The organism is Kribbella sp. NPDC051718 (assembly GCF_040681515.1).
Lineage (GTDB): Bacteria > Actinomycetota > Actinomycetes > Propionibacteriales > Kribbellaceae > Kribbella.
In genome coordinates this window covers 1-16,678 of the sequence record NZ_JBFAYZ010000003.1, presented here as the reverse complement: position 1 = coordinate 16,678, position 16,678 = coordinate 1, and the positions used below count along the sequence as shown (strand labels likewise).

At 67.7% G+C, this 16,678-nt stretch carries 17 protein-coding genes; 9 read left to right on the top strand and 8 right to left on the bottom strand.

The annotated features are described in order from the left end of the window. The first annotated feature begins 26 nt into the window (after positions 1-26). Complete coding sequence (locus AB0M15_RS11790; RefSeq protein ID WP_363816651.1) at positions 27-2,318, top strand: bifunctional SulP family inorganic anion transporter/carbonic anhydrase; 2,292 nt, start codon at positions 27-29, stop codon at positions 2,316-2,318. On the opposite strand, the gene AB0M15_RS11785 is transcribed toward AB0M15_RS11790, so the two are convergent. Both AB0M15_RS11785 and AB0M15_RS11780 read right to left on the bottom strand, forming a co-directional pair. Then, a complete protein-coding gene (locus AB0M15_RS11785) occupies positions 2,258-3,118 on the bottom strand; it encodes a phosphatase PAP2 family protein (protein WP_363816649.1) in 861 nt (286 codons plus the stop codon). The two genes, AB0M15_RS11790 and AB0M15_RS11785, sit on opposite strands and share 61 nt — an antisense overlap. Positions 3,119-3,204: 86 nt before the next feature. After that, on the bottom strand, positions 3,205-5,100 hold the full coding sequence (locus AB0M15_RS11780) for a S41 family peptidase (RefSeq protein ID WP_363816647.1): 1,896 nt from the start codon (positions 5,098-5,100) through the stop codon (positions 3,205-3,207). Between the two features lie 115 nt (positions 5,101-5,215). On the opposite strand from AB0M15_RS11780, the gene AB0M15_RS11775 reads away from it, so the two are divergent. After that, positions 5,216-5,920, top strand: a complete 705-nt coding sequence (locus tag AB0M15_RS11775) for a M50 family metallopeptidase (protein WP_363816645.1) — start codon at positions 5,216-5,218, stop codon at positions 5,918-5,920. Beyond that, positions 5,896-6,492: a hypothetical protein gene (locus tag AB0M15_RS11770; RefSeq protein ID WP_363816643.1), complete on the top strand. Its 597-nt coding sequence runs from the start codon at positions 5,896-5,898 to the stop codon at positions 6,490-6,492. Before AB0M15_RS11775 ends, AB0M15_RS11770 begins: the two co-directional genes overlap by 25 nt. A 55-nt stretch (positions 6,493-6,547) precedes the next feature. Here the strand turns inward: AB0M15_RS11770 and AB0M15_RS11765 are convergent, their stop codons facing one another. Then, a complete protein-coding gene (locus AB0M15_RS11765) occupies positions 6,548-7,579 on the bottom strand; it encodes an aldo/keto reductase (RefSeq protein WP_363816641.1) in 1,032 nt (343 codons plus the stop codon). Positions 7,580-7,662: 83 nt separating this feature from the next. Between AB0M15_RS11765 and AB0M15_RS11760 the strand changes: the two genes are divergently transcribed. Beyond that, positions 7,663-8,163, top strand: coding sequence for a DinB family protein (locus AB0M15_RS11760; RefSeq protein WP_363816639.1), 501 nt, complete (start codon positions 7,663-7,665; stop codon positions 8,161-8,163). On the opposite strand, the gene AB0M15_RS11755 is transcribed toward AB0M15_RS11760, so the two are convergent. Beyond that, complete coding sequence (locus AB0M15_RS11755; RefSeq protein WP_363816637.1) at positions 8,156-9,190, bottom strand: hypothetical protein; 1,035 nt, start codon at positions 9,188-9,190, stop codon at positions 8,156-8,158. The genes AB0M15_RS11760 and AB0M15_RS11755 overlap by 8 nt on opposite strands. 96 nt (positions 9,191-9,286) lie before the next feature. Next, positions 9,287-10,153, bottom strand: a complete 867-nt coding sequence (locus tag AB0M15_RS11750) for an exodeoxyribonuclease III (protein ID WP_363816635.1) — start codon at positions 10,151-10,153, stop codon at positions 9,287-9,289. A gap of 47 nt (positions 10,154-10,200) precedes the next feature. Here AB0M15_RS11750 and AB0M15_RS11745 point away from each other — a divergent pair, with 47 nt between their 5' ends. Continuing rightward, entirely contained in the window at positions 10,201-11,463 is a 1,263-nt protein-coding gene (locus AB0M15_RS11745; protein ID WP_363816633.1) for an alpha/beta fold hydrolase, read from the top strand. After that, entirely contained in the window at positions 11,460-12,608 is a 1,149-nt protein-coding gene (locus AB0M15_RS11740; protein ID WP_363816631.1) for a winged helix DNA-binding domain-containing protein, read from the top strand. Before AB0M15_RS11745 ends, AB0M15_RS11740 begins: the two co-directional genes overlap by 4 nt. Here AB0M15_RS11740 and AB0M15_RS11735 read toward each other — a convergent pair. Further along, the gene (locus AB0M15_RS11735; protein WP_363816629.1) at positions 12,605-12,958 is read right to left on the bottom strand and encodes a VOC family protein; all 354 of its coding nucleotides are present in this window, start codon (positions 12,956-12,958) and stop codon (positions 12,605-12,607) included. The two genes, AB0M15_RS11740 and AB0M15_RS11735, sit on opposite strands and share 4 nt — an antisense overlap. A 53-nt stretch (positions 12,959-13,011) precedes the next feature. Continuing rightward, positions 13,012-13,275, bottom strand: a complete 264-nt coding sequence (locus AB0M15_RS11730; protein ID WP_363816627.1) for a hypothetical protein — start codon at positions 13,273-13,275, stop codon at positions 13,012-13,014. A gap of 12 nt (positions 13,276-13,287) precedes the next feature. Between AB0M15_RS11730 and AB0M15_RS11725 the strand changes: the two genes are divergently transcribed. Continuing rightward, positions 13,288-14,565: a LuxR C-terminal-related transcriptional regulator gene (locus AB0M15_RS11725; protein WP_363816625.1), complete on the top strand. Its 1,278-nt coding sequence runs from the start codon at positions 13,288-13,290 to the stop codon at positions 14,563-14,565. Here AB0M15_RS11725 and AB0M15_RS11720 read toward each other — a convergent pair. Then, the gene (locus AB0M15_RS11720; RefSeq protein WP_363816623.1) at positions 14,533-15,084 is read right to left on the bottom strand and encodes a hypothetical protein; all 552 of its coding nucleotides are present in this window, start codon (positions 15,082-15,084) and stop codon (positions 14,533-14,535) included. The genes AB0M15_RS11725 and AB0M15_RS11720 overlap by 33 nt on opposite strands. Positions 15,085-15,193: 109 nt before the next feature. On the opposite strand from AB0M15_RS11720, the gene AB0M15_RS11715 reads away from it, so the two are divergent. Together AB0M15_RS11715 and AB0M15_RS11710 are read left to right on the top strand one after the other, a co-directional pair. Further along, positions 15,194-15,778: a TetR/AcrR family transcriptional regulator gene (locus tag AB0M15_RS11715; RefSeq protein WP_363816621.1), complete on the top strand. Its 585-nt coding sequence runs from the start codon at positions 15,194-15,196 to the stop codon at positions 15,776-15,778. 339 nt (positions 15,779-16,117) lie between these two features. After that, positions 16,118-16,678, top strand: a 561-nt coding sequence (locus AB0M15_RS11710) for an IS110 family transposase (protein WP_363816619.1), incomplete at its 3' end; no start/stop codon positions are given.

The following is a 16,678-nucleotide window of genomic DNA, read 5'->3' as shown; positions in this document are numbered from 1 at the left end:
CGTCTGCCCTTGAACGTCCAGTTACTATGAGTACTCAGATCGACACCCTTTGTTTCGACGTTCTGTTGCTGTCAGCACCCAACGCCGGAGGACCCGTGCCGACCATCTCACCCAACCACTCACCGCCTCCTTCCGAGGCTGCGGCCGAGCGCAGCTCGTGGAGGTCCATCGTCCGTCATGACGTACCGGCCTCGCTGGTCGTCTTCCTGATCGCGATCCCGCTGTCGCTGGGGATCGCAGCCGCTTCCGGAGCCCCGCTGATCGCCGGGCTCGTCGCCGCCGTCGTCGGTGGCATCGTCGCCGGCGCGCTCGGCGGCTCCCCCTTGCAGGTCAGCGGTCCCGCGGCCGGTCTCACGGTCGTCGTGGCCGGCCTGGCCACGCAGTTTGGCTGGGCCGCCACCGCGGGGATCACCTGCGCGGCCGGCCTGCTCCAGATCCTGCTGGGCGTCACCCGCATCGGCAGGCTCGCACTCTCCCTGTCCCCCGCCGTGGTGCACGGCATGCTGGCCGGCATCGGCGTCACCATCGCCGTGCAACAGCTGCATGTGGTGCTCGGCGGACAAGCGCAGAGTTCCCTGATCGCCAACGTGGCAGGGCTTCCCGCGCAGTTGCTGGCGCATCACGCCGGCTCGGTGCTGGTCGGTGTCCTGACCGTGATGATCATGCTCGGCTGGCCCAAGATCCCCAAGGTCAACATCGTTCCCGCGCCACTGGTCGCGGTGGTCGGCGTCACCGCGCTGGCCGCCGTGTTCATGGTCGACGTCACCCGCGTCAGCCTGCCGGACGCGCCACTGAAGGAACTCATCCCACCCGCACTGCCCGGCGGCGGCCCGATCGAGATCGCGACGGCCATCCTGACCGTCGCTCTCGTCGCCAGTGTCGAGTCCTTGCTCTCGGCAGTTGCCGTGGACAAGCTTCACCGCGGCAAACGCAGCAACCTCGATCGCGAACTGATCGGCCAAGGCGCCGCGAACGCGATCTCCGGTGCACTGGGCGGGATGCCCGTCACCGGCGTGATCGTGCGCAGCTCCACCAACGTGGCCGCCGGTGCCCGTAGTCGGGCATCCGCGATCCTGCACGGCGTCTGGATCGCGGTCTTCGTGCTGGCCGCGGGCGCGATGCTCGAGCTGATCCCGATGGCCGCGCTGGCCGGCGTCCTCCTCGTCACCGGTCTGCGATTGGTCCAAATGGCCCACATCCGCACCCTCCACCGACACGACGAACTTCTCGTGTACGTCGTGACAGCGGCAGGCGTAGCCGTCCTGGGACTGGCCGAGGGAGTGCTCGCCGGGCTCATCCTCGCGCTCGGCCGGGTGCTCTATCGGTTGGCCAGGGCAACGGTCACCACGACCGAGGAGGACGGCGTGTGGATCGTCCGGATCCGCGGCACGCTGGTCTTCCTCGGGGTGGCGTCGCTGGTCCGGACGCTGCGCACGATCCCGGTCGGCGCTCCCGTCCGGGTGGATCTCCAGGTCGACCACCTGGACCACGCGGCATACGAGGCGATCGAGGACTGGCGGCGCGGGCATCTCGCCCGCGGCGGTTCGGTCGTCCTCAACCGGGCGGCGTTCCGGGCCGCGATGCGTGGCGACACGGGCCGCCGGCTGATCCCCTGGCAACCGCAACGCCAACTGGTGGCCGAGGTCGATCAGCGGGCCGCGATGCTCGACGGGATCCTCGAGTTCGAGGCGTCGGCCGATCCGATCCGGCCGATGATGGCGCGGCTCGCGGCCGACGGGCAGAAGCCGACGCAGTTGTTCATCACCTGCGCCGACTCGCGGATCGTGCCGAACATGATCACGACGACAGGACCGGGCGACCAGTTCTGCGTTCGCAACGTGGGCAATCTGGTTCCGCCGTACGGGTCGAACAGCAACTCCGTCGACGCGGCGGTCGAGTACGCGGTCGAAGTACTGGGCGTCGCCCAGATCGTGGTCTGCGGTCACTCGCACTGCGGTGCGGCCGCGGCTGCTCTGGATGCGTCCACCGACAACGGTTCCGCGTTGCGGACCTGGCTGAAGCATCTGGAGGTGTCGGTACGCCGGTCCGCCGCGCTGCCCGACATCGTCGACCCGGTGACCGGCATCAAACTGTCACCGGCCGACAAGTTGTCCGTCACCAACGTGGCGGTGCAACTGGAGAACCTGCGCAGCTTCGCCTGCGTCCGCAAAGCCGAGGAGGCCGGCCGGCTCGAACTCGTCGGCCTGTACTTCGACATCGGCGCGGCCGCCGCCCGGCTGGTCCTCGAACGCGAGCCCTACCTGGTACGCGCCGACGAGGAACTGGCCACCACGGCTCGTCCACCAGTCGACAACTGAGCCGACAACTGAGTCGACACCTGAGCGGCATCGGCGGGTGCGCTGTCCTGGCGCACCCGCCGGCTGTCGAAGATCAGCACCAGCGGGACCGCGAGCCCGAGCGCGACCAGCCCGTCGAGCCAGTAGTGGTTGGCCGTCACGACGACCACAGCGAAGGTGATCACCGGGTGCGCGATCCACAGCCACCGCCAACGTGACCTGGTGGCGCGGATCAGGAAGACGGCGACCAGGAACGCCCACCCGACGTGCAGGCTCGGCATCGCCGCGAACTGGTTGGCCAGGCCGCTCTCGGCGTCGGCGTTGTAGACCGACTGACCGAGTAGTTGCGCGGTGTCGACCAGCCCGTACTGCGGGAACATCCGCGGTGGCGCGAGCGGGAAGACCAGGTGCCCGATCAGCGCCAGACCGGTCAGCGACGCGAGTGCCCAGCGTGCTTTCGCGTACTCCACCGGCCGGCGGATCAGCAGCCAGATCAGCACCGCGGCGGTGAGCGGGAAATGGACCATCGCGTAGTACCGGTTGGCCATCCGGGCGAGGTCGGGGATCTGCAGGGCCACGTGCTGGACCTGCGCCTCGGTCGGCAGGCCGAGCCAGGCCTGGAAGTGCCGGACCTCGTCCGCGTGAATGAAGGCCGAGCCGGCGTGATGGGCCGAGATGAGCCGGCCGAGATTGTAGATCCCGAACAGTACCGCCAACAAGGCGATCTCCCGGACGACGCGTTTGAGCTTTGCGTGGTGTTCGTCGGGCGGGGACAGCGAGGGCAGGTCCTCTAGTGGTCGACAAAGAGTTACCTGCGCCATGGCGCCCTCCCCTGGAAACCGAACGCTCGTTCTCTAGCCTCCAAATTATCGCGAGCTGCTGATAGTTGCGAAGAATATGAAGGAGATCACACTGCTGTACGGCGGGAGGCAGTGAGGGTGCCGGCTGAGTAGCCGTCGGAGCGGAGGACCTGGCCGGCGGTGACGTCAGTGATGTCGATGGTGATGGGGTCGGTGGCCAGGTCTTCGGAGCTGATCGGGCGGTCGTCGAGATAGAGGTCGACGCGGTCGAGGCCTTCCACGTCCAACTCGACCGTCAGCGTCGTGCCGGTGAGCTTGGTGGAGACGTCCAGGCGGCGATTGGGCATCGCGGCCAGCAGGGCGCCGGCCGCGTCGAGCAGGTCGACGTTTCCTTCGAGGAGGTCTCGCCGGGTCATCCGGTGGGTCGAATCCGGTCGTACGCCGAGGTCTTCGACCGGCGTGCCGGACAGGTCGCCCACACGGAGGGTGCGGCGGATCGCGACGCGCAGGTTGGCGCCGTTGGGTAACGCGATGTAGGGCGAGCTCTCGTCCGGTGGCGGCGGTTCGTTGAGCAGGGTGGCGAGCAGGCCGTGGGTCCAGACGTTGGCGCCACCGGCACCGGTGTTGTCGTCGACGCCGAGGATCTGGCCGATCTGGTGGTCCGCGAAGCCGGCGGTGAAGATGTCCGTCGCCGAGTAGACGCGGGCGTCGGTGATGAGTACGACGGGGCCGTAGTACGTCTGGCCGATCGCGTTCGCGGCGTCCTCGGGGGTGATCGGCTTCGCAGCGGAGTACGCGGCGCCGGTCTCGGTGGCGAGGTCGAGCGAGTCGAACCACGGGCCGAGGTCGATGCCGGCCGGGTTGTCCTTGTGGCGCCGGCAGATGCGCAGGTTGAGCGGCGTACTGATGAACTGCACCGGTTCGGGCGAGATGTGTCGCGGCGTCAACGTCTGCAGGGTGAACTCGCTCGCGAAGATGTGCCCGCCCCCGTTGTCGCGGACGTCGACGATCAGGCCGTTCTGCGGCAGCGCGGCGGCGAGCCGGACGAACTCGTCGCGGAAGGCGATCGGGTCGGTGACGCTGAACGTGAAGATCCTCAAGTGACCGAAGGTGCCGGACGCGGTGACCACCTCGCGGGCGCGGAACACGCCGGGCATCGTCGTCGGCAGGTCGTCGCCGCCGACCGCTTGGGGTTTCTTGAGTTCGGCCGAGCTCTGGCCGCGTTCCAGGTCGACGACCTCACGGACGTACAGCGCCTTCTTGGCTCGCGACTTCTCGTCCGAATCGAGGTCGAGTCCCATCGACGCCGACGCCGGGGTGAGCGCGTCGAGGTCGGTCATCGGCGGCAGGTTGGTCGTCACCTTCCACTGCTCGCGCAGTTCCTGGTCGGAGCCGTCGAGGCCGACGTAGGTCAGGGTCACCCAGTCCTCGTCGGGCGGCGACTGGATCACCAACGGCCGGAGGGTGAGGGATTCCAGTCCGCGAGCGAGGTTCGCGGCGTCGTTGCTGCCGGCGAACTGGGCTCCGTTGAGGGCGACGGCGCGAGCGATCGGCGTACCGTTCCAGTGCGTCACCTCGGCCCCCGCCCCGAACTGCGGCGCGGTGTAGCCGGTGATCGTCCTCGTGACGAGGTAGTGGTCACCGCTCTGGTCGGAACACTTCTCGATCATGAACGGCAGGAACGCGACCTTGCCCGCGAACGGCGCCGGCAGCAGGTAGTTCGTATGCAGATCCCGGACGGAGTGGAAGATGCTCGACATCTGCCGATGGAACAGCCACTCCGCTTCCATCGTCCCGGCGGTCTGCCGTTCCATCCGGGCCCGCATCACCCGCAACCGTTGCAGCGGATTGACCGCATGCATCGCGACCTTGAGCGGCAGATGGACGTAATTCTCCTCGAGCAGCAACAACGACTGATCGACGAGCAACTTGCGCTGGTCAAGCGTCAGCGACCCCGCCGACCCAAGAAACTGCGACAACGGTACGACGGCAGCAGCCTTCATGATTCCCCCTGGTATCCCCTTCCACTCACCGTCCTGTGACGTCGGACCCCTGTCAACGGGTGGCCGTCCAGATCCCCTGGAGTCGATCTCACCGGGTGGCTGCAAGGATGGGGCGATGGGCGAGGTTTGGGACAACATCACGAGCACGCAGCCGGGTGCTTCGGGCACGGTGGTGATCGTGACCGGCATCGTCGCGTTGCTGTTGATCGCCTGGCGGCCGGTCTGGCGGCAGACGCGGCAGGTCGTGACGATCGCGCACGAGGGTGCGCACGGGCTGATCGCGTTACTCGTCGGGCGGCAGCTCGCCGGGATCCGGTTGCACTCCGACACGTCCGGCGTCACCGTGTCGCGCGGCAAGCCGGATGGCGTCGGGATGATCGCTGTGCTGCTGGTCGGATATCCGGGGCCGGCGCTGTTCGGGATCGCGGCGGCTTTCGTGCTGGAGCAGGGGTATGCCGTTGCGCTGCTGTGGGGGCTGCTCGCGGCGTTGCTTCTGCTGCTGCTGCAGATCCGCAACCTGTTCGGGCTCTGGTCGGTGCTCGCGTTCGGCGCGATCGTGTTCGGTGTGTCCTGGTGGGGGTCGGAGCAGGTGCAGTCCGGGTTCGCGCATCTGCTGACCTGGTTCCTGTTGCTTGCGGCGCCGCGGGCGGTGTTGGAGTTGCAGCGCTCACGACGGCACGGTGGCGGGCGGAGCTCTGACGCTGATCAGTTGCGGCGGCTCACCGGCGTACCGGCGATTCTGTGGGTTGGGTTCTTCGGAATTCTCACGCTCGCCTGCCTCGCCCTCGGGGTGGCATGGTCCGGAATCCTGCCCAGCTGATGAGCGGGCCGCGGACGTTCGATCCGGTCGTGGTGGGTAATCACGAGACGGATGCCTGGGTCGCGTACTACCGGCACGACTGGATCAAGTTCCTGCGGAGTTCGGTCGGGATGGTCGCGGCCGGGTTCGGGATGAGTCGGGCGCGGACGCTCGCGGGGGCCTGGTACGTGCTCAAGGCCAACCAGCTCTGGGCGCCTTTCCCCGACAACCAGCCGGACGGGGCGCGGGCGTACATGCGGCGCTTCTACGAACTGGTCGCCGACTCCGAGGACTTCGATCCGGCCAAGGCCGCGCGGCTCGAGGTCGAGTGGTGGCGGATCCATCGGGCGCATCAGCACGACTCCGCAGTCACCCGCGAGCAGCTGGAGGATGCACTGGTCGAGCTCTATTCCTATGTCTACAAAGCCGACAAGGAATCGGTACGACCGGCAGCGGCGCATCGCGTCGACGCGATGGACTGCTCCGACCGCTGGGTCGCCGCAGGCTGCAACCTCGACGATCGGCTGCTGGTCGAAGAGCGGCGCGCGCTCGTCGCGTCGTACGCCGCCCTCCGACTCGCCGTCAGCGACTAACCCCGGTCAGCACGCGCGTCGGCGGCCAACCTGCCGGCACGCCGGCAGCGGACGGCTAGGCTCGGCCGCCTGCGATTGGGCGGTTGCGTTGGTCTACGCCCGGACCTCCGTACGGGTAGTCGGCTGCACCGGGGTCGCTCGCCTCGTCGAGGCGTTGGGTTTCCTCGGGAGTGAGGTACAGATCGGCCGCGGCGAGGTTGTCGTCGAGTTGCGTCATCGTACGAGCGCCGAGGATGACCGACGTGATCGCCGGCCGATCGACCAGCCACGCGAGCGCGACCTGCGCCATCGAGACACCCCGCGCTTCGGCGATCGCACGGACCGCCTCCACCACGTCACGTACCCGCTGGTTCTTGCTCCGCCGGAACCACGACTCGACCCCGCGGTTCGGGTCGTCGCCGAGCCGCGTCTCGCCCGTCGGCTCCTCGTCGAAGGAGTACTTGCCGGTCAGCCAGCCGCCACCGAGCGGCGACCAGGGCAGCAGCCCAAGACCGTTATCCTGCGCGGCCGGGATGATCTCCCACTCGATCTCCCGCACCAGCAGGTTGTACTGCGGCTGCAGCGTGACCAGCGGCGACCACCCGCGCCGGTCGATCAGGTCGCACGCCTTCTGCAGCTGCCAGCCGGTGAAGTTCGACAGACCGCCGTACAGGATCTTCCCGGCCCGTACTGCGTCCTCGAGGAAGCTCAGGCTCTCCTGGAGCGGGGTGATCGGATCCCAGGAATGCAGCTGATACAGGTCGACGTGATCGACACCGAGCCGGGTCAGCGACGCGTCGAGTGCCTGCCGCAGGTGCCGTCGCGACGTACCGAGATCGTTCGGTCCATCCCCCATCGGGAAGCGTCCCTTGGTCGCCAGTACGACGTTGTCGCGGGCGCCGGACTTGGCCAGCCAGTGCCCGATGATGTTCTCCGAGGCGCCGGCCGTGTACACGTCGGCCGTGTCGACGAAGTTGCCGCCGGCCTCGACGTACCGGTCGAGCTGCTCGTGCGCGCCGTCCTCGTCGGTCTCGTTGCCGAAAGTCATCGTGCCCAGCGCGTACGTCGACACGACCGTGCCACTGCCACCCAGCGTGCGGTATTCCACGACTGCTCCTCGCTCGAGAACCGTATGTCCTGACCAGACTAGACTCCACCTGACGAAGGACGCCGCTCGATGAAAGGCAGCCGATGAACACCAGTGAACTGTTGCTCGACGCCTTCGGCCGGATCCAGGAGGTCGTGCACGAGGCGGTCGAGGGGCTCGACGACAAGGTGCTCGCGACGCGCCCGGAGGAGTCCGGCAACTCGATCGGGTGGCTGGTCTGGCATCTGACCCGGATCCAGGACGACCATCTCGCGGATGCGGGCGGGTATGAGCAGACCTACACGGTTGACGGCTGGCATGAGCGGCTCGGCCTGCCGTTCGACGCAGCCGACACCGGCTACGGGCATACGGCTGACGACGTCGCGGCGGTCAAGCTGTCCGGAGAGCAACTTCTCGGGTACTACGACGCCGTGCACGCCCGCAGCCTCGAGTACTTGAAGTCCCTGACCGACGACGACCTCGACCGGATCGTCGACAAGCGCTGGAATCCGCCGGTGACACTCGGCGTCCGCCTGATCAGCGTCTTGTCCGACGACCTCCAACACGCCGGCCAGGCAGCCTACGTCCGGGGCCTGCTCAGCTGAGGGTGGTCTTCCACAGAGCTGCAGGTTTGTCGGCGGGGCCGGCGAGCAGGTAGAGGGTCTTGCCGATCAGGGCCGCGTCCTTGACCACGCCTTCGGGGCCGGTCGACTCCTGCACCGTCCAGCTGCCGTCCTGCCCGCTGACCATCTTCACCTTGTTGCCCTCAGCAATGAGTTGGTAGATCCGCCCGCCGGCGACCACCGGCGGCGGCAGCTTGTCCTTGTCGCCGACCGGGATCATCGGCACGTCGGCCAGCCGCTTGCCCTGGTCGCCGTCGACCTGCCAGATCGCGAGCTTGCCGTCGACGAACCCGGAGATCGTGCAGGCGGTCGCGCTGGTACAGGTCGCCGTGTTGCCCTGGCTGCGATCGCCCAGCTCGGGGAGCTCGATCCGGCTCCAGCCCTCATTGACCTTGGTGGAGCGCCAGACGGCCGTCTCCTGCTTGACCTTCGAATCGAGCCGGACCTGCGAGCCGACCAGCAGAATCCCGTCGCCGGCCGCGGTGCCATAGCTCGGGCTGAGCAGCAGTGTCTTCACGCTCTCCAACGGAGTCTTGGCCGACGACTGCCGCACCCACTTGGTCGTCCCTTGCGGCAGCCAGATCGCGCCGTCCAGTCCGGTGTTCGCGCTCCCCCACGTACCGGCGAGCGCTTGACCAGCCGGCGTGATGATCGCGGAGTACAGCCCGCCCGCGTTCTGCCCGCCGAAGGTGTTGAACTCTTGGGGATACTCCGTCAGCGCCTTGCCCGACCCCGTCCACACCGTCCAGCGGGTGTTGGAGTGCGCCCCACCCGAGGCGCCGCCAAGGGCGAGCAGTCGCTGCCCGTCATACGCAACCGACTGCCAGGTAGCCAGCAGCGCGTACGGACTCCTGGCCTCCACCTTGATCTCCTGCCGGCTGCCATCCGCCTGCTGGAGCAGCAACCTCGGCACGACCTTCGCGCTGCGATCACGCAACCCGATCAGCAACTCGTCACCGTGCCCGGTCAGTACGACCGGTTCGGCCGGCAACTCAACCTGCGTCCACACCACAGCCTGCGGCGGGGACGCAGCTTTGTCCTCCGAACATCCCACAACAAGAACCGAGAGGGCGCTGACAAGCGCAACCAGGCGGGGGCTGTTCATTCAGCGGTTCTGGGGGAGCTTGGTGGTCTTCTTCTTGGCGCCGCGTGGTGCCGACGGCGGCGGTACGACCGGACCGATGTCGCCGTCGGGCGCGGTATCCAGGTCGATGATCACCGGTGCGTGATCGCTCGGACCGGTCCCCTTGCGCGCCTTGCGGTCGATCCACGCCGCCTTGACCCGCTCGGCCACCGGCTCCGACGTGAGCATCAGGTCGATCCGCATGCCAAGGTCCTGGTGGAACATCCCGGCGCGGTAATCCCAGTAGCTGAACACCCGCTCAGTCGGCCACCGATCGCGAACCACATCGTGCAACCCGGTCGACATCAGATCGGCCAGCGCCTGCCGCTCCGGCGCCGTGACGTGCGTCGACCCGACGAACGCTGCGGGATCGAAGACGTCGGCATCGGTCGGCGCGATGTTCATGTCCCCGCAGACGATCTGCTCAGCCGGCCCAGCCGCGACGACCTCCTTCAACGCGGCAAGCCAAGCCAGCTTGTACTGATAGTGATCTGAGTCAGGCTCCCGCCCGTTCGGCACGTACAGCGAGTGGATCCGGACCCCACCACACGTCGCCGCGATCGCCCGCGCCTCCGGATCGGGGAATCCCGGCGCCCCGGCGACCCCGGTGACGACGTCGTCCAAGCCAACCTTCGACAGCAGCGCCACACCGTTCCACTGCGCCTGCCCATAGACAGCGGACTCGTACCCGCGCCCCGACAGCTCATCCCCCAGCAACTTCGTGAAGGCATCGTCCGCCAGCTTGGTCTCCTGCAGACAGACGACATCAGGCTGCCGCTCATCCAGCCACTCCAACAACCGCGGCATCCGCTGCTTGACCGAGTTCACATTCCAGGTAGCTACTCGCACCCGCCCCACGTTAGCTCTCGTTCAGCTCGTCTGGGGACAATGGGCCGGTGCCCAGACTTCCAGGACTTGTCGTCACCGATCACGTGTTCACCGTGCCGCTCGATCACTCGCAGCCGGACGGGCCGACCATCGAGGTACTCGCCCGGGAGGTCGTTGCGGCGGCCAAGGTCGACGCTGATCTTCCCTGGCTCATCTACCTGCAGGGCGGACCGGGTGGCGCTTCCCCGCGGCCCATGGGTGCCAGTGGCTGGATCGGCCGCGCCACCCAGGACTACCGAGTGCTGCTGCTCGACCAGCGCGGCACAGGTCGCAGTACCGCGGTCACAGCCCGTACTGCATCCAAACTCGCGCCGGCCGAACTGGCGGCGTACCTGCGACACTTCCGCGCCGACTCGATCGTGCGGGACGCAGAGTTCATCAGGGCACAGCTCAGCCCCGGCAAGCCGTGGACGACGCTGGGCACGAGCTACGGCGGCTTCATCACGCTCACCTATCTGTCACTGGCACCCGAGGGCCTCAAGACCTGTCTGATCACCGGCGGGCTGCCCGGTCTCGACACGACAGCCGACGACGTCTACAGCCGGACGTATCCGCGAGTGCGCGCCAAGGTGGAGGCGTTCTACCAGCGCTACCCGGAGGACGTCGAGCGGGTACGCCGGATCGTGGATCACCTGCGCGACAACGACGTACGACTCCCTGACGGCGACCCGTTGACCGTCCGGCGCTTCCAGACGCTCGGCCTCAACCTGGGCATGGGTGACTACGCCGAGACCCTGCACTGGCTGATCGACGGAGCCTGGGACGACGGCGAACTGGGCGCTGAATTCCGCTACGGCGTGATGGAACGAACCCAGTTCGGTACAGGCCCGCTCTTCAGCGTCCTGCACGAGAGCATCTACGGGCAGGACGACCGCCCGACCAACTGGGCCGCCGAGCGCCTGCGTCCGGCCGAGTTCGACGGCGACGCCGAGCACTTCCTGTTCACCGGGGAGATGATCTACCCCTGGATGCTCGAGGAGATCGCCCTGCTCAAGCCGTTCAAGGAAGCAGCCGACCTCCTCGCCGGCGCGACCGACTGGACTCCCCTGTACGACGTACCGAAGCTGCAGGCCAACCGTGTCCCCGTGGCGGCCGCTGTCTGGCACGACGACATGTACGTCGACGCAGGGCTCTCGCTGCAAACGGCCGCCCGAGTCGGCAACCTCAAGACCTGGATCACCAACGAGTGGGAGCACGACGGCGGCCGTGCGTCCGGCGGCTCGGTCCTCGACCGGCTCCTCACCATCGCCGCAGATCTCCCGCCCGCATGAGCGTGGGTTCGCCGACGCCGAAGGTCAGCGCAGAGGAACTCAACCGCGCGACGCTCGCGCGACAGCTGTTGCTCAACCGGGAGGCATTGGATCCCGTCGAGGGGACGCGACGGATCGTCGCCATCCAGGCGCAGCACGCGGCATCGCCGTACATCGCGCTCTGGAACCGGCTCACCGACTTCAAGGCAGCCGACCTCGACGCCGCCTTCACCGACAGCCGACTCATCAAAGCGACGCTGATGCGTTTCACCTTGCATGCTGTGCATCGCGACGATCACCTGCCGCTGCACACAGCCATGCAGGCGACCTTGCGAGGGCGACTGACCCAAAGCCGCGCCGGCGGACTCCCGATCGGCGACGCGCACGACCTGATCCCCGGGCTGCTCGAATTCACCAAGACGCCGCGCACCAACGCGGAGATCGAGCAGTGGCTCGGCGAGCACAGCGGCATCCCCGGCAAGGACGTGTGGTGGGGCCTTCGCAGCTTCGTGCCCGTCGTGCACGCACCGACCGGCGGCCCATGGTCCTTCGGCCAACGACCCCTGTACGTCGCATCGCCACAGCCTTCCCCGTACTCCGAGGAGCTGGCGGCCGAAGCGCTCGAGACCCTCGTCTGGCGCTATCTCGAAGGATTCGGCCCGGCGTCGATGCCCGACGTGGCCCAGTTCGCCTCCGTCCACCGCACCCGCGCCAAGGCGGCCATCACCTCGCTCCTCGACAAGCTGATCGTCCTCGAAGGGCCGACCGGCGAGCAGCTGTACGACGTACCGGACGCACCACGCCCGCCGGCCAAAACGCCTGCTCCCCCACGCCTGATGGCGATGTGGGACAGCACCCTGCTCGCCTACGCGGACCGCTCGCGGATGGTGCCCACGGAGTACAAGTCCATCGTGACGCGCACCAACGGCGACGTCCTACCGACCATCCTGGTGGACGGCCACGTAGCCGGCCTCTGGCGCCCGACCCCCGAGGGCATCGAAGCCATCGCCTTCCGCCGCCAACCCGCCAAGGTCTGGAAGGCCCTCCGCGCCGAGGCCGAGTCCCTCACCACGTTCCTCGCCGACCGCGACCCAGCCGTCTACTCCCGCTACAACAACTGGTGGTCCAAACTCCCCGCCGGCCACACCCGCCTGCTGACGAGCTAGTCGACGCAGAGGCAGAACGGGTGGCCCGCCGGGTCGAGGAAGACGCGGAACGTCGTACCGGGCTGGTGCTCCGGCTTGGTCGCACCGAGTTCGAGCACCTCGGCCTCGGCGATGTCCAGATCCAAGACCATCACGTCGAGGTGCATCTGTTGCGGCACGTCCTGCCCCGGCCAGACAGGCGCACGATAGTCGTCAACCCGCTGGAAGCAGATGCACTGGCCGTCACCGCGGATCTCACTCCACTTGTCGTCCTTCTGCACTTCCCAGCCCAGCACCGCGCCGTAGAACTCCGCCAGGGCGACAGGATCGGCACAGTCGAGGGCGAAACTTGGGTACTTTCCGATAGCCATGTCCAGCACGGTACCCAGCTACCCGGACGGATCACGTCCGGGTAGCTGAGCGTCTACCAATAGGTGTTGAGATCCGCGAGGAGGTTGCGGACGGCGCCGCCTTCGGGCTTTTGGTAGAAGTCGAGGGCTACGTAGTTGGGTTTGCGGCCGGCTGCGGGGCCGCAGATGCGGCTCGACTCCTCGGACTCAGAGGGCTGCTCCGAAACCGGATCGACAACAGCGGAATCGAGGACCTGACGCGTGCCGTCGAACTCGTACCGCCCGGCGCGGACGACGTGTTGCGGAGCAGGCTGCTTTCGTCCCTGGCCTACCTGCACTGTATCGACGGCTTGCAGTCGCGTGCCCAGACCTGCGCCGCCGAGGCGTACGAGCTCGCGCTCGGAGACGACAGCCTGCGAGCGGCGGCGCTGCTGGTGTTCGGCTGGGTTGCCGACCGCAACGGCGACGTCCCGGCTGCCTTGCAGCAGTACGCCGACTGCCGTGCGGCGGCGGAAGCTGGTGGCGACCACTACACGTACCTCACGGCTGTGCAATGGGCCGGCCTCACGCTCAACAAGAACGGCCATCGCGAAGAGGCGGTCACCCTCATCGCGGCCGCTCAGCAGACGGCCGAACGCTGGGGACTCGGCCGCGCCCGCGGCAGCATGCTCGCGCAGAACCGTGCCTACGCGTTGTTCTACCTGGGCCGCTGGGACGAGGCTCTCGACGTCGTCGAGGACGCCCTCGCGGACGGCCCGCCGCCGCGCCACGACGCCGCCCTGCGATTCCTCGTCGCTCAGATCGCCTGCAGGCGTGGCGATCTCGACTACGCCGGCGAGTTGATCAACGTCGCCGAAGACACCTTCGGCGACCGTCGCCCGGCCGCCTTCGAACACTTCTTCACCAGCCTGCGAGTCCTGGTACTCGCCGGCCAGGGCGACCGCGACGCCGCTGAGAAGGTCCTAGCCGACCACTTCGACAAGGTCCTCGCGAGCGACGACGTCCTGTACTACGAGACAGCCTGGGTACTCCTCGCCGGCGTCTACTTCGAGCGCCTCTCCCGCTCCCACCGCAGACAACCCGCCACCCGCCTCAACGAAGTACGGGCCCGACTGGCCGACGGCGAATCCCGCTGGCCCACCGTCGCTGCCGTCCTCCGCACGGCCGAGGCAGCCGAATCCAACACCCTCAAGTCCTGGGACGCCGCCGTCGCTGCCTGGCGGGCACTGTCCGGGCCCTACGAACTGGCGATGACCCTCACCGCCGCCGCCTCGGCAGCCCTTGCCACCAGCAACAAACCCGGCGCCCGCCTCCGCCTGACCGAGGCGCACACTCTGGCCACCGACCTCTCCGCCGCGCCCCTCTTGGCGGAGATCGCCGCCTTGACGACCAGAGCCGGGTTGGCCGAAACGCCCGTCGTGGCCAATTCGTACGGCCTGACCGCGCGCGAACTCGTCGTCCTGAAGGTGCTCGCCCGCGGCCTGTCCAACGCCGAGATCGCCCGCGAACTCTTCGTCTCCTCCAACACCATCGCCACCCACGTCGCCCGGATCCTGCGCAAGCTCTCCGTCACGACGCGCACCGAGGCGGCCGCCCTAGCGCACGGCACCGGGCTGTTGACGACCTAGCCGGATCGCCGAGACGAGAAAGAAGATTCCACCGAGTACGGCGTACCCGGCGATGTTGGTCAGCTTCGGGTTGTCCGCGGTGGCTCCGGCCACGAACGAAAGCCCTGCCAGCACGGAGAGTCCGCCGCTGAGCATCATCGGCCACTGGCCACCCAGCTTGCGACGGCCGGCGCCCACGATCAGTTGGATCAGCCCGGAGACGACCGCCCAGGCACCCCACACCCGCAGTACCGCCGGTACGCCGGAAGCTGCCGCGATCGCCAGTCCGACCGCAGCCAGCAGGCTGATCGCCATGTTGACGTAGAGCCCGCGCGTCGGGCCGGTGGTACGCACGTCCACGACCGCTGCCGCGACGTCGAACAACGGGTAGACGACGATCAGGGCGACGCCGAGCGGGCCGAGGTCGGACTTGGCGACGAACATCAGCCCAGCCCAGACGATGGCGAACGCGAAGCGTCCGAAGTACAGGCGGCGTAGCGCCGGGGCGATGCCGGCGGTGCTGGCTTCGATCGTGGTCATGTTGGTGAGCCTTTCAAAGAGACCGAACGTTCTACCTCTCGCTACCATGGGCGCTGCCCGCCCGTCTTGTCAAGACAGAACGTTCTACCTGTCTGTTACGCTTGGGCAGATGGTGAAGGTTTCCGAGGCGCGCTTGCGGCTGCTGGGCACCGCGACGCGGGTCTTCTACACAGAGGGCATCCACTCCGTCGGCATCGACCGGATCGTCGCCGAGGCCCAGGTGACGCGCGCAACCTTGTACCGGCACTTCACCGGCAAGGAAGAACTGGTCGTCGCCTACCTGGAGAGCGTCGCCCAACTGGAGCGCGACCAGCTCGACCACGCCATCACCAGCGCCGCCTCCCCCGCCGACAGCATCCGCGCCGTCGCGAGATCGATCACCACCGCCATCACCTCCGACGGCTTCCGCGGCTGCGCCTTTCTCAACGCCGCCGCCGAGTACCCAGACCCCGACCACCCCGTCCACCAGGCAGTCCTTGCCCACCGCAACTGGTTCGCCACCACCATCGCCACCCTCTTCAGCGACCTCGGCGATGCCAACCCCCAACCCCCCGCCCGCCACTTCGTCATGCTCCGAGACGGCGCCATGACAGCCGGCTGCCTGACCAACCCCGAAGAGGTCTGCAACACCTTCGTCCGAGGCGTGGAAGGCCTACTCAACTACCGCACCGCCACCACAGCCAAACCCGCGTAACAGCACCCCACGCCCCCGCCGCCGCTCGCTCCTGCGTCGCTCCCAGCTCTAGGCGCTCCCACCCACCCTGGTTTGCCGCTCCTAATGAGTGTTAGCGGGTCGCCGGTTTGGCAGACTCGGGCTGGTAAGCCGCTGGCTGGTGAGCACTGGTCGCTCCTGGACGTTGGAGTTCTAGACGGAGAGCGTGCCCCTGCTGGTGACCGGGAGATTTGATCGCTGCTGGGATGTCGTGCCCGGCCCGCTGTGTGGTGGGGCGTGAGCACTGGTTCATTAGGTCGCTGACGGTTCTCCCGGCCGGCTTACTGGTGGTGGAATGGTGCCGAGTTCGGGAGACGAGTGGTGAAGTTTTTTGTGGGTGATGACTGGGCCGAGGAGCATCACGATGTGGAGGTGATGGACGAGGGCGGCCAGGTACTGGCCACAGCGCGACTGCCTGAGGGGATGGCGGGGATGGCGCGGTTCCACGCGTTGGTGGCCGGGCAGTTCGGTGATGCCGATCCCGACGAGGTCGAGGTGGTGATCGGGATCGAGACCGACCGGGGTCCGTGGGTGGCCGCGCTGGTGGCCGCGGGCTACCGGGTGTTCGCGGTCAACCCGTTGAGCGCGTCGCAGTACCGCAAACGGCACGTGGTGTCCGGGGCCAAGAGCGACGCGGCTGACGCGCACGTGCTGGCCGACATGGTCCGTACCGATTCCCACCAGCTGCGTGCGGTGGCCGGCGACAGTGCCGAGGTGCAGGCGATCAAGGTGGTCACCCGGATGCACAAGACACTGATCTGGGAACGGACCCGGACCGGTCAGCGGCTGCGGCACGCACTGCGGGACTATTTCCCCGCCGCCGTAGTCGCCTTCGAAGACCTCGACGCCACCGACACGCTGGAACTGCTGGCCAAGGCTCCG